Annotated in this window: 8 protein-coding genes and 1 pseudogene; 7 read left to right on the forward strand and 2 right to left on the reverse strand. The window is 64.0% G+C overall.

Annotated features, from left to right (window positions below; translation table 11 throughout):
- Together GV044_RS19975 and uvrC are read left to right on the forward strand one after the other, a co-directional pair.
- Positions 1-507, forward strand: a pseudogene (locus tag GV044_RS19975) (hypothetical protein); the annotation flags it as partial.
- Between the two features lie 80 nt (positions 508-587).
- Positions 588-2531, forward strand: a complete 1944-nt coding sequence (uvrC, locus tag GV044_RS19980) for an excinuclease ABC subunit UvrC (protein ID WP_159874199.1) — start codon at positions 588-590, stop codon at positions 2529-2531.
- Positions 2532-2717: 186 nt separating this feature from the next.
- Here the strand turns inward: uvrC and GV044_RS19985 are convergent, their stop codons facing one another.
- Positions 2718-4025 carry an FAD-dependent oxidoreductase gene (locus tag GV044_RS19985; protein WP_159874201.1) on the reverse strand — a complete coding sequence of 436 codons (1308 nt, stop codon included), beginning with the start codon at positions 4023-4025 and terminating at the stop codon, positions 2718-2720.
- Between the two features lie 374 nt (positions 4026-4399).
- Here GV044_RS19985 and GV044_RS19990 point away from each other — a divergent pair, with 374 nt between their 5' ends.
- From GV044_RS19990 to GV044_RS20005, 4 genes are all read left to right on the forward strand, one after another.
- On the forward strand, positions 4400-6988 hold the full coding sequence (locus tag GV044_RS19990; protein WP_159874203.1) for an EAL domain-containing protein: 2589 nt from the start codon (positions 4400-4402) through the stop codon (positions 6986-6988).
- A gap of 31 nt (positions 6989-7019) precedes the next feature.
- Complete coding sequence (lepA, locus tag GV044_RS19995; RefSeq protein ID WP_159874205.1) at positions 7020-8822, forward strand: translation elongation factor 4; 1803 nt, start codon at positions 7020-7022, stop codon at positions 8820-8822.
- Between the two features lie 323 nt (positions 8823-9145).
- Positions 9146-10222: a DUF262 domain-containing protein gene (locus GV044_RS20000; RefSeq protein WP_159874207.1), complete on the forward strand. Its 1077-nt coding sequence runs from the start codon at positions 9146-9148 to the stop codon at positions 10220-10222.
- 10 nt (positions 10223-10232) lie between these two features.
- Positions 10233-11156 (forward strand): hypothetical protein, encoded by a 924-nt coding sequence (locus GV044_RS20005; protein WP_159874209.1) that lies wholly within the window; start codon positions 10233-10235, stop codon positions 11154-11156.
- A gap of 119 nt (positions 11157-11275) precedes the next feature.
- Here GV044_RS20005 and GV044_RS20010 read toward each other — a convergent pair whose 3' ends face one another.
- Positions 11276-12166, reverse strand: coding sequence for a hypothetical protein (locus tag GV044_RS20010; RefSeq protein WP_159874211.1), 891 nt, complete (start codon positions 12164-12166; stop codon positions 11276-11278).
- Positions 12167-12358: 192 nt separating this feature from the next.
- Here GV044_RS20010 and GV044_RS20015 point away from each other — a divergent pair, with 192 nt between their 5' ends.
- Entirely contained in the window at positions 12359-12637 is a 279-nt protein-coding gene (locus tag GV044_RS20015; RefSeq protein WP_159874213.1) for a hypothetical protein, read from the forward strand.
- The last annotated feature ends 35 nt before the right edge of the window (positions 12638-12672 follow it).

The raw sequence follows: 12672 nt of genomic DNA on the forward strand, positions 1-12672 counted from the left end.
GGGCCGGGCGGACCGGGCGGTCGCGGCGGACGCTGGAACATCGCGGTGTACCACACCTGGCGCTTCACCGACACCGTGCGGATCGCTCCTGGCTCGGCCGAGCTGAACCAGCTGAGCGGCGACGCGATCGGCGCAGGTGGCGTGCCTCGCCATGCGATCGAGTTCGAAGGCGGCGTGTTCAAGAACGGTTACGGCCTGCGCCTCCAGGGCGAGTGGAACGCGCCCGCCCGGGTGAACGGCAGCGGCTTGCCCGGCAGTTCGGACTTGCGGTTCGGGAGCACCTTCGATTTGGGACTACGGGCGTTCGTCAACCTGGGCCAACAGGAGTCGCTGGTGCAGAAGGCGCCGTTCTTCAAGAATGCGCGGCTGTCGTTCACTGTCGACAACCTGCTCGACCAACGCCAACGCGTTACGGACGACAGCGGCCAGGTTCCGCTGGCGTATCAAGCGGCCTACCGCCAGCCGCAGGGGCGCGTCGTCGGCATCGACTTCCGCAAGATGTTCTGATGCGATCACTCCTCTTCCTGGCGGGGAGAGGAGTGATGGTGCCTGTTCCCTTTCCGTCCCGCCGCACCTAAATGCCGCCTATGGCTCGTACCCCTGCCGGCAGACCCGACACTCCCCAGAACACCGAGCGCTTCCACGAGGAGCGCGCCACCTACACCGTGCGCGGCTCCGACCAGCCGGACCTGAAGGCCGGCGTCGAAGTGATCCGCGACACTGTGCGCACGCTGAAGCCGCGGCCGGGCGTCTACCGCATGCAGGACGCCAAGGGCGAAGTGCTCTACGTCGGCAAGGCGCGCGCGCTGAAGAACCGGGTCGCCAATTACACGCAGTGGGAGCGCCTGTCGGGCCGCCTGCAGCGCATGGTCAGCCAGACGCGCAGCATGACCATCGTCACCACCAACTCGGAGGCCGAGGCGCTGCTGCTGGAAGCACAGCTGATCAAGCGGTTCCGCCCGCCCTACAACGTGCTGCTGCGCGACGATAAGTCGTTCCCGTTCATCCTCTTGCGTTCCGAGCACAGTTTCCCGCGCATCACCAAGCACCGCGGCGCGCGCAAGGCAGCGGGCAACTACTACGGCCCGTTCGCCAGCGCCGGATCGGTCAACACGACGATCAACGCACTGCAGAAGCTGTTCCTGCTGCGGAGCTGCACCGACAGCTTCTTCTCGCGGCGCGACCGGCCGTGCCTGCTCTACCAGATCAAGCGTTGCTCGGCCCCGTGCGTGGGCCGCATCGACCAGGAGGGCTATGCCGAGCTGGTGCGCGAGGCGAAGGACTTCCTCGGCGGCAAGTCCAACGCCGTGCAGAAGAAGATCGAGAGCCAGATGGCGGAGGCCGCGCAGAACCTCGACTTCGAGCGCGCGGCGATGCTGCGCGACCGCCTGCGCGCCGCGACCTTCATCCAGGGCAGCCAGGCGATCAACGCGCAGGGCATGGACAATGCCGACATCTTCGCGATGGCCTGCAAGGGCGGCCATGTCGGCGTGCAGGCGTTCTTCATCCGCGGCGGCCAGAACTGGGGGCACCGTGCGTTCTTCCCGACGCACACCGAGGGGCTGAGCGAGGCGGAGATCATGACGGCCTTCCTCGCCCAGTTCTACGAGGAAGTGCCGCCCGCGCGCGTGATCCTGGTTGATCGCGAGCTGCCCGAGGCGGAGCTGCTGGCCGAGGCCTTCCGCGAGGCGGCGGGCGGCAAGGTCGAGATCTCGGTGCCCCAGCGCGGCAATCGGCGCAACCTGCTGGCGCAGGCGACGCGCAATGCGGTCGAGGCGCTCGACCGCCGCCTGGCGGAGCGCGGCACCCAGGCCAAGGTCATGGCCGAACTGGCCGAATTCCTGGAATTGCCTGAGATTCCGCAGCGGATCGAGGTCTACGACAACAGCCACATTTCCGGCACCAAGGCGCTCGGCGCGATGGTGGTTGCAGGGCCCGAAGGCTTCATCAAGGGCCAGTACCGCAAGTTCAACATCCGCTCTGCGCAGACCGACGACGACTACGCGATGATGCGCGAGGTCATGGCCCGCCGCTTCGGCCGGGTGCTGGAGGAGGACCCGGACCGCGAAGGCGGCACCTGGCCCGATCTGGTGCTAATCGACGGCGGCAAGGGTCAGATGAGCGCAGTCAAGGGCGTCATCGACGAACTCGGGGTCGAGGACATCGCGTTGATCGCCATCGCCAAGGGGCCGCACCACGGACGCGAGGGGCGCGAGGTGTTCCACTTCCCGGATGGGCGCGAGAAGATGTTGCCGGTCAACTCGCCGCTGCTGTTCTATCTCCAGCGCCTACGCGACGAAGTGCACCGCTTCGCCATCGGCGCGCATCGGGCTAAGCGCAGCCGGGCAATCACGGCGTCTCCGCTGGACGAAATTCCCGGCATTGGGCCGGCGAGGAAGCGCGCGCTGCTGCTGCACTTCGGCACGGCGGGGAAGGTGCGAGCGGCAAGCCTGGACGACCTGAAGCGCGCGCCCGGCGTGAGCGTGACGGTGGCGCAGGCGATCTACGACTTCTACCACCCGAGTGGGTGACTCTACCTAGATCCTCGCCCCTGAGGGGAGGTGGCGCACACGTAGCGCGTGGCGGAGGGGTGTCAGCGCTGGCGGATGGCTTGACTGAGAAGGTTACACCTCTCCGTCAGCCGCTTCGCGCCTGCCACCTCCCCTTGCAGGGGGGGGGATCTTCTGTTTGTTTTCCCTGTTCCGAGGAGGACCCACTCACCCCTGCGCCGCCGCGATCATCTCCTGCACCAGCACGAACTTCTCGCGCGGTGAGCCTTCACGCGCGTTGGCGATCTCGGCTTCTTCGATCTTCTTCCAGTCGCGATAGCGCACCACCTTGAGGCCGCGCTCGGTCGCGATCTCGTCAAAGCCTTCGCCGCCGCGCCTGGCCGCACCGGCGCCGATATCCTCAGCCACTTTCTCGATGATCGAGAACCCGTCAGGCCGGTTGGTTCCGATCGTCCCGGTCGGTCCTCGGCGCGACCAGCCGACGCAGTAAAGGCCGGGGCGGATGCGGCCTTCGTCGTTGGCGAAGCGGCCGGCCTTGTCGTCGAACGGCACGTCGGGAATAGGGGAGGTCTGGTAGCCGATGCAGGCGATCACCAGCCCAGCCGGGATCTCGTAAGTCTCGCCCGTGCCGACCGCGCGCCCGTCGAGCAGCTGCGTACGCTCTACCTGCACCGCCTCGACCCGCTCGGCGCCGGTGATCGCCAGTGGCGAGGCGAAGAAGTCGAACTCCACCCGGATCGCTTTTTCGGAGCACTCCTCCGGCGAGCGCGCGGCGAAGGCGCGCAGGTGCGCGACCGACTTGCGCTGTCCGGGATCGAGTGCGGCATCCTCGCTCTCGTCGGGCAGGTCCGCGGCCTCCACGATCGGGCAGGCGCGTGACAGGTGGCCTAGCTCGCCCAGCTCCTTGGGCGTCATTGCGATCTGGTGCGGGCCACGCCGACCGAGGATGACGATGCGCTCGATCCGCGCTTCCTTGAGCGCATCGAGCGCGTGTGCGACGATGTCGCTGCCGGCGAACTCGTCCTGCGACTTGGCGAGGATGCGCGCGACATCCAGTGCGACGTTCCCGTTGCCGATCACCACTGCGGTGTGGTGTGCCAGGTGCGGGTCGAGCCCGGCAAAACCGGGATGGCCGTTGTACCAGCCGACAAACGAAGCGCTGCCGAACACGTTGTGGAGCTCCTCTCCGGGCAGGCCCAGCTTGCGGTCGTGCGGGGCACCGGTTGCCAGGATCACTGCATCGTAAAGCATCTCCAGCTCGGGGATGGTCACGTCGCTGCCAATCGTCACATTGCCCAGGAACCGCACATTGCCGGTGAGCGCCGTAGTCTCGTAGCGGCGCGAGACGGCTTTGATCGACTGGTGATCCGGGGCGACGCCGCTGCGGATCAGGCCGAAGGGAACAGGCAGGCTGTCGTAGACGTCGACGCGCACCTCATCGCCCCACAGCTTGAGCGCGGCCTCGGCGGTGTAGTAGCCCGCAGGGCCCGAACCCACGATTGCGATGTGCCGCATGTGCTGTGTTCTCCCGATCGGCGCGCACGTTTGCACTTGGCGCTCTTGGCTCTTGCAGGGTGCAAGCAAGCATGGGCGTCCTGGCCATACAAGCCGAAAGTGCCGCCTGACCCGCTGCGCGCCGAACCAACGGCAGGAATGCAACAAGGGCAAGGTGCTAGCTGCCGCGCTTAAGAGATTCGCAACGCGCTCCAGCGCATGAAGTCGGCATGACAAGCAGGCGCGAAGCATCCGGTTCACTGCGCAGGCGCGCTGCCCTGACGGCATCACCGTCTGATGAGGACTCCCTGGCTCCGCTTGCCCAACCAGCGGCCAGCGACGACGCCTCCAGTCCAGTCGAGCGCTCAGGCGACGACCGCCGCCGCAAACCGCGCATGCGTGGTTTGCGTCCGGTCCGCGTTGCGGTCGAGGATCCCTTGCGCGAACTGCTGCCGCGCCGCTGGCGGCTGATCGCGCCCGCGATCCTGGGCATGTTCGTGCTGGTGGGCGCAACCACGTGGTCGATCCCGCATTGGCCGGGTTTTGTCCTGGCGCTCGGCGCCATCGGCTTGTGTGCTGCCGCGCCGTTCTTTGCACAGTTGCAGGTCACCCATGCCGACAAGACCTGGTCACGCTACGTGGTGATGGCCGTGTCGATTGCCGCGCCGATGGTGCTGACCGGCCTTGCGATGTCGAGCTGGGCGTCGGCCGTCGGTCCTGTCGCCTGGACGGGTGCAGTCGCGGGGCTGGCAATCCTGACGATGCTGATCGCCGCGCTTCTCGATGGGCGGCTGATCTCCAAGGTCGCCGCTTTGGAGAGCCTGTGGCTCGGTCCCTGCCTCGCCAGCGGAAGTGTCGCCGCGCAGCTGCTGATGGTGCTCGGTGCCTTCCTTGGTCTCGTCGTCGCTTACCGCGAGATCGGGCGCCTGGTGAGCGAGGCCGAGGCTCGCACCGCCCGCGAGCACGAACAGCGCCGCGCCGAGGAGCTGCTCGCCGAATACGAGGAGACCGGCCAGGGCTGGTTTTGGGAAACCGACCGCCGCGGCCAGCTGACCTACGTCTCGCGCCGTATCGCCAAGCTGCTGGGCAAGGAGCCGGCCGACCTCGAAGGCCGCCCGTTTACCGAGTTATTCGAGCTGGAGAACCAGGAGCAGGAGAGCGAGCGCACGCTGGTGTTCCATCTCGCCACCCGCTCCTCGTTCCACGAGTTGCAGGTGCGCGCTGCCACGCGCGAGCACGAGGAGCGCTGGTGGTCGATCAGCGGCCGGCCAGTGCTCGACCAATTCGACAATTTCCTGGGCTTCCGTGGCTCGGGCTCGGACCTTACCGAGACGCGCAAGTCGCAGCGCCACGTTGTGGAGCTGGCGCGCTTCGACTCGCTCACCAAGCTCGCCAATCGCTTCCAAATGGCCGAATGGCTGGAGAAGATCCTCAGCGCCCCGCGCGAGGAGAACAAGGCCTGCGCCGTGTTCCTGCTCGACCTCGACCGCTTCAAGCAGGTCAACGACACCATGGGCCACCCGGCGGGCGACGCGCTGCTCAAGCAAGTCGCCGACCGCCTGCGCAGCACGGTGGGTGAGGGCGGCCGGGTCGGCCGGCTCGGCGGTGACGAGTTCCAAGTGGTACTGCCAGGGCGCATCAACCGCGACGAGTTGGCGTACCTTGCGCATCGCATCATCGAGAACCTGTCGCAGCCCTACTCAATCGAGGGCAGCCGGGTGACGATCGGCGCTTCTGTCGGCATCGCGCTTTCGCCAGACGACGGCGTGACCTCCGAAGCACTGATCCGCAACGCCGACCTCGCGCTCTACGCCGCTAAAGACGGCGGCCGCGGCCGGCATCACTTCTACGCACAGGACCTCCACAGCGACGCGCAGGAGCGCCAGCAGCTGGAGCAGGACTTGCGCGACGCGATCGCGCATGGCGGGTTGGAGCTCTATTACCAGCCCCAGGTCCGCGTCACGACCGAGAAGATCACCGGGTTCGAGGCGCTGCTGCGCTGGAAGCACCCGCGCATGGGCTACATGTCGCCCGCCAAGTTCGTGCCGGTGGCTGAGGACGCGGGGCTCATCCCGCAGATCGGCGAATGGGCATTGCGCACCGCGTGCCACGACCTGTCGCAATGGCCGGAGGAAGTGCGCGTGGCCGTCAACGTCTCGCCGCTGCAGTTCGCCAACCCCGCGCTGCCCGCGATCGTCACCAGCGCCATCGCCGCCGCCGGTATCGCACCCGGCCGGCTGGAGCTGGAGATCACCGAAAGCGTGTTCATGGGCGACGATGCCTCGACCGAGGCGATGTTCGCCGCACTCAAGGGTGTCGGCGTGCGCCTGGCGCTCGATGACTTTGGCACCGGATACTCCTCGCTCGCCTACCTGCAGCACGCGCCGTTCGACAAGATCAAGATTGACCAGAGCTTCGTGCGCGGGGCCACCATCCAGGGCAGCCGCAACGGCGCGATCATCGCCTCGATCGTCAGCCTGGCCGAAGCGCTCGGCATGGAGACCACGGCAGAGGGCGTCGAGACGCTCGACGAGCTGGACCTCATCCGCATGCTCGGCTGCAGCCACGTGCAGGGCTATATCTACGAGAAGCCGCTGCCCTCCACGGCCGCGACCGAGCGCCTCGCCAAAGGCCTGACCGCCATTGCGCAAGGTCCGCGGTCGGCCCGTGCACCCCGCCAGACGATGTTGCGCAAGGTCGTGCTGGAGCATGGCGGCCAGGAGTACGCCGGCACCATCCGCAACATCTCGCGCTCCGGTGCACTGGTGGAGGGGCTGTGGAACGTGCCGCAGGGCACGACGTTCGAAGTGCAACTGGCCGAGGGGCTCAAGCGCCTGGCGACCTGCCGGTGGTGCAACGAGGACCGCATGGGCGTGGAGTTCGATCAGCCGCTGCCGGTCGATGCCAGCGGGGCGGTCTCGTTCACACCGCCTCGATCGGTGCGCGAGAAGGTCGAAGCGGCGGGGTTGCGCAAGGCAGGCTGACAGTTCGGAGACTGCCTGCTAACGGGCCGGGATGACTGATCTCTCCCTCATTCGCAACTTCAGCATCATCGCGCATATCGACCATGGCAAGTCCACGCTGGCCGACCGGCTGATCCAGCGCACCGGGGGCCTCTCCGAGCGCGAGATGAGTGCGCAAGTCCTTGATAACATGGACATCGAGAAAGAGCGCGGGATCACCATCAAGGCGCAGACGGTGCGCCTGAACTACACCGCAAACGATGGCCAAACCTATGAGCTCAACCTCATGGACACCCCCGGCCACGTAGACTTCGCCTACGAGGTCAGCCGCAGCCTCGCCGCGTGCGAGGGCGCGCTGCTGGTGGTCGACGCGGCGCAGGGCGTCGAGGCGCAGACGCTCGCCAACGTCTACCAGTCGATCGAGCACGACCACGAGATCGTCCCCGTCATCAACAAGATCGACCTCCCCGCCGCCGAGCCCGAGAAGGTCCGCGCCGAGATCGAGGACATCATCGGCATCGACGCCAGCGACGCCGTCCTCGCCAGCGCCAAGTCCGGCATCGGCATCGACGAAGTGCTCGAAGCCATCGTCACCAAGATCCCGCCCCCCAAGGGCGAGCGCGACCAGCCCCTCAAGGCCATGCTGGTCGACAGCTGGTATGACCCCTACCTGGGCGTCGTCATCCTGGTGCGCGTGATCGACGGCGTCATCCGCAAGGGCCTCTCCGTCAAGTTCATGCAAGGCGGCACCGAGCACCTGATCGACCGCGTCGGCGCCTTCACCCCCAAGCGCGTCGACTTGCCCGAACTCGGCCCCGGCGAGATCGGCTTCATCACCGCGCAGATCAAGGAAGTGGAGCAGGCCAAGGTCGGTGACACCATCACCACCGTGAAGGGCGGCGCCACCCAGGCGCTCCCCGGCTACAAGGAAGTGCAGCCGGTGGTGTTCTGCGGCCTGTTCCCGGTCGACGCCAATGACTTCGAGCGCCTGCGCGAATCGATCGGCCGCCTGCGCCTGAACGACGCCAGCTTCAGCTTCGAGATGGAGAGCAGCGCCGCATTGGGCTTCGGCTTCCGCTGCGGGTTCCTGGGCCTCCTCCACCTGGAGATCATCCAGGAGCGCCTCAGCCGCGAGTACGACCTCGACCTCATCACCACCGCGCCATCGGTGGTCTATCGCCTCAGCATGACCGACGGCAGCGTCAAGGAACTGCACAACCCGGCCGACATGCCCGACCCGGTCAAGATCGCCGAGATGGAAGAGCCCTGGATCAAGGCGACGATCTACACGCCCGACGAGTACCTCGGCTCGATCCTCAAGCTGTGCCAGGACCGCCGCGGCATCCAGATCGACCTCACCTACATCGGCGGCCGCGCCCAGGTGACCTACGAGCTGCCGCTGAACGAAGTGGTGTTCGACTTCTACGATCGCCTGAAGTCGATCAGCCGCGGCTACGCCAGCTTCGACTACGAGCAGATCGGACTGCGCGAAGGCGACCTGGTGATGATGAACATCCTGGTCAACAACGAGCCGGTCGACGCGCTGTCCATGATCGTCCACCGCAGCCAGGCCGAAGCGCGCGGCCGCGGCCTCGTCGAGCGGCTGAAGGAGCTGATCCCCCGCCACATGTTCAAGGTGCCCATCCAGGCCGCGATCGGCGCCAAGGTGATCGCCCGCGAAACCATCAGCGCCATGCGCAAGGACGTCACCGCCAAGTGCTACGGCGGCGACATCAGCCGCAAGAAGAAGCTGCTCGACAAGCAGAAGGAAGGCAAGAAGCGGATGCGGGAGTATGGCAACGTGTCCATCCCGCAGGAGGCTTTTATTGCGGCGCTTAGGATGGGGGAGGAGTAGGGAAGACCGCAGGCGCCTAAGCGACGTTCCGCAGGAGCGGTAGCTTAGAAGCCGGTGCGCTCCAGCGCAGCGGTCGACCCGGCCGGCCTCGCCGAACGGTGAGGTTCGACGTCATGGCGCCAGCCATGAGGGCGGAAGGCCGGCGCGAGGGGGGAAGAAAGTGAAGATGCGAGGGCCACCGCCCTCGCGCTCCCGATCACGCTATACGCTGAACTAATTGCGTGCCGATTGCCGGTTATTTCGCGCTGAACCGCCTTAGCTTGCAGCGAGCGGCGGCCGAGTTTAGGCGACATGCCGCGGAGCGCTGAGATTAGGAGAGATTTGTGGCATTAGGCAATCCAGTCGAGATCGAACGTCGCTTCGAGCAGTCGCAAAATGACCTTGTCCTTCAGACTTCCGACTTCTCGCTTCAAGGCCTGAAGGAAATGGTGGACGACAACATCATTGATTTATCTCCGAAGTACCAGAGGCGCGAGCGTTGGGAGGTGGAAAGGCAGTCTGAGCTAATCGAGTCCTTTCTTCTGAATGTTCCCGTTCCGCCGATTTACTTAGCAGAAGAGGAGTATGGAGTTTACTCCATAATCGACGGTAAGCAGAGAATAACTGCAGTTTCTGATTACCTAAACAATTCTTTTGCTTTAAAAGGATTAGAGGAATTCACTGAGCTGAACGGAGCTCGTTTTCGTGATCTACCAAAAGCATTACAAAGTGCTCTTCGAATCCGGCCATACTTGCGTGTGATTACACTCTTGAAGCAGTCGCATCCTCGACTAAAGTATGAGGTCTTCATAAGACTGAACCGCGGTGGCATCAGGTTAAATAATCAAGAGATCCGGAATGTAGCTTTTCGGGGTTTTCTCAATGACACCATCTATCTCGCTGGTGAGAATGCCTTGCTTAGATCTGCCTTGAAAATTGACGGGCCGAAGTCGGCCGCTTTTCAACAGATGCAGGATGCGGAGTACGTGCTCCGCTTTCTCACTCTGAATAGATCATGGGAGCGGTTCTCCGGCAGTCTCTCGCGATCAATGGATGATTTCATGCTTGAATATCGCGACGTCGATGCTGCCGCTGCTGTCGATTTGGTGCGGCCCTTCCATGAGGCTATGGACCGTACGGCGGCCTTATGGGGCGAGGTCGCTTTTCAGAGATGGGATGGTCAGAAGTGGCGGCAACAAGCTCTCGCCGGACTATATGATGCACAGATGATCGCCGCGAACAAACTCAGCGATGTGCAGGTGCAATACTTGTCGCACAAACAAAATCTGATTGTTAGTCAGACACGTGAACTGTTCCTCAACTCAGACTTTGAGGAGGCAGTACGTCTAGGAACAAATACGCCATCGCGAATAAAATATCGCATCGAGCGTATGTATGAACTTCTAATCTCACTCATATAGCACCTGCATTATGAGTATCGCGCGATCTCAGTTTTTGGCGAATCTTGCTGGCATAGGTCAGGCGATAAACCTTGAACCCTTGGCTCAAGGTGCCATGGGAACATCCCTGCCGCCCGGAATATTTGTTCTCCGCCGCGGCGTGTTAGTAGCTAGTCTTATCGCCCTGGAGACATTTGTCCGCGAGAGAACTGTCGAGGTTCTCCGTAATCTCGAGAGATGGCCCAAGTCGTTCGAAGATCTACCCGAAAAACTTCGGCTTGCTGCGAGGTTGGACGCCTTGTCGTACCTGCATAACTTCGCGCGGATGTTGAAGCGCCAGGGGGACGATTTTGAGGCCGAGGTCCAAGCCGAGATAACGAAGATGGCTTCAGGGCATGGAACCGTCCAGCAATTTACAAAATTTGTTGCTGGAGATTACACAGGTAACCTTTCTGATAGCGGCTTGAAAGATCTCTTAGCTTCCTTGCAAGTTTCAGATTGTTGGACAACCTTCAGGGCTTTTAGCGCCGAGATCGGGCTTGGCGTTCCCTCGGTCCAGGAGGTTGTGAAAGGGATTGTTCGAAAACGTCACCGAAGCGCACATTCCGCGACCTACGCCCCGACTGCTACGGAAGTTTCAAGCTTACAAGACGACTTGTTGTGCATAGCACTATGCTTCGATGTATCTATTTCCGCGTCCCTAGAGCAAGCCATTGCGATGGCTGATGATTGGGCGCTAGGAAGATGTTCTTGGCGCGCTGGTGTCATTTTGTATATAGCTAAGCCATATGATCGGCGTATGCGTCTTTATAAATATGGGCAATCTAGAGCGCTTCGGATTGCCAATCAGGTAGGCGACTTTCGTGCGCTGATACCAAGACCTCCAGCGGGACAGATAGCAGTTCTGGTTGAACAAAACGCTTCAGCTAGGCCGCACACGTGGCAGATACTTTGAGCACCCTTATCGTGCAACCGTAAGGAGCTCCGCAAAGAGAGCACAAGTCTCTCTGAAATCCCGGCAAGGCAGCGGACCGGCCAAGCCTGCGTATGCTTGCCACTGAAAGAGGAGGGTGCTCAATCCTCATCCTCATCCTCATCCTCATCCTCATCCGGCATGTCCCGCCAGCTCAGCCGCGGCGTGAGGTACGACTCCGCCGTGTCCGCGTCCCCGCCCATCTCCTGGCCCTGCTCGCGGATGTGCCGGGGCGGGTTGCAGTCGATCTGCTTGAGCGTGGCGTCGATGTCGAACTCGGGGTCGAACGGGTCGATCTCGAGCTCGGCAAGGGTCATGCGGCGGTCCTGCGCGCACTTGGCGAGGCGGAAGGCCTTGTAGTAGCGTAGCGTCTCCGCGCTCATGCCCTGCACCCAGGTGGTGTGCAGCGTGGCGAAGCGCTTTTCGAGGACTGCGCCGAGGTCGCCTTGCGTGTCGTCCGCCTTCTTCGCCTCCGCCTCCCATTCGGCGCGCCACTCGCGCTTGAGGCGCTCCAGCTGTGAGCGGCTGGCGGCGCCGACCCCTTGCGGGTTGCCCTGGGCGAAGCGCTTGCCGGCGCGGTTCCTCAGCACGAACATCAGCAGCCGGTCGTTGTAGACGCGGCGGGTGCCGATGATCTTGCCGGGGGAGTACACCGGCACCTCGATGCCGTGGAGCGCGCGTTCCATGGCGACATCCTCGAGGCGTTGCACGCCGAGGCTCAGCGCGGCCTCCCAGGCCTTGCGGAAGCTTCCCGCCTCCGGGTGGCGGCGCAGGACGTAGGCGCCCTCCGGCGTCATGTTCACCGCGTGGGCGGCGTGTTTGACGCTGCCGGTGTCGGCCAGCGCCTCGATGAAGCCGCGCTGGCGCTCGGGCGTCCAGCCGTCGTGGCGCGTGGTCTGGCGCGGGACGGGGGTGAAGGTGGCCAAATGCTTGTGTGCTGTCTGGCGGCGCTTGCGGCCGGATTGTCGAGGGGGAGGGGACTTGTCGATCATGGCGGGCCTGCGTCCTCCGGGTCGGGCAAAGGGCGCGCAGCATGGCTCAGGCAGGGGGGTGTAGGAAAGTTCTTTGTTTGTTCCGGTGCTTGGGTGGGAAATGAACCGCAGATGACTCTCTTCAGTTGACGATCAGGATAAGTACTGAGATAGGTAACTCTCGGATTATACTGAGGCGCGAGGGCAATCGTCATGAAGAAACTGATGCTGGGTTTGGTCGTAGGTACGACCTTGATGTCGACGGCCGCCATGGCGGGTGAGCAGCGCCCGACCTACATCGCGTTCTCGGCTCCCGCCGCGACCGCCAATGTGGCGGCGCCGGCCACCGTGGCCTCGCCCGTGGTCGCCAAGCGCGACAAGAGCTTCGGCACGCTGCCGCTGTGGGTGCCGCTGGTCGGCATCGTCGCGGTCGTCGGCCTGATCGCGGCCGTCAGCGGCGGCGGCGGCCACCACAACGGCAGCCCGGGCTGATCGAGGTCGGCTCGGCTTCGCGCCGGGCCCTCCCA

Origin of the sequence: Novosphingobium sp. 9U (assembly GCF_902506425.1) — a bacterium.
In the GTDB taxonomy this organism is placed as follows: Bacteria; Pseudomonadota; Alphaproteobacteria; order Sphingomonadales; family Sphingomonadaceae; genus Novosphingobium.

Bases quoted from the DNA above. Each gene is read 5' to 3' on its own strand.
- GV044_RS19990 (WP_159874203.1), top strand. From the start codon at position 4,400: ATGCGTGGTTTGCGTCCGGTCCGCGTTGCGGTCGAGGATCCCTTGCGC.
- lepA (WP_159874205.1), top strand. From the start codon at position 7,020: ATGACTGATCTCTCCCTCATTCGCAACTTCAGCATCATCGCGCATATC.
- GV044_RS20015 (WP_159874213.1), top strand. From the start codon at position 12,359: ATGAAGAAACTGATGCTGGGTTTGGTCGTAGGTACGACCTTGATGTCG.
- GV044_RS19985 (WP_159874201.1), bottom strand. From the start codon at position 4,025: ATGCGGCACATCGCAATCGTGGGTTCGGGCCCTGCGGGCTACTACACC.
- GV044_RS20010 (WP_159874211.1), bottom strand. From the start codon at position 12,166: ATGATCGACAAGTCCCCTCCCCCTCGACAATCCGGCCGCAAGCGCCGC.
- uvrC (WP_159874199.1), top strand. From the start codon at position 588: ATGGCTCGTACCCCTGCCGGCAGACCCGACACTCCCCAGAACACCGAG.
- GV044_RS20005 (WP_159874209.1), top strand. From the start codon at position 10,233: ATGAGTATCGCGCGATCTCAGTTTTTGGCGAATCTTGCTGGCATAGGT.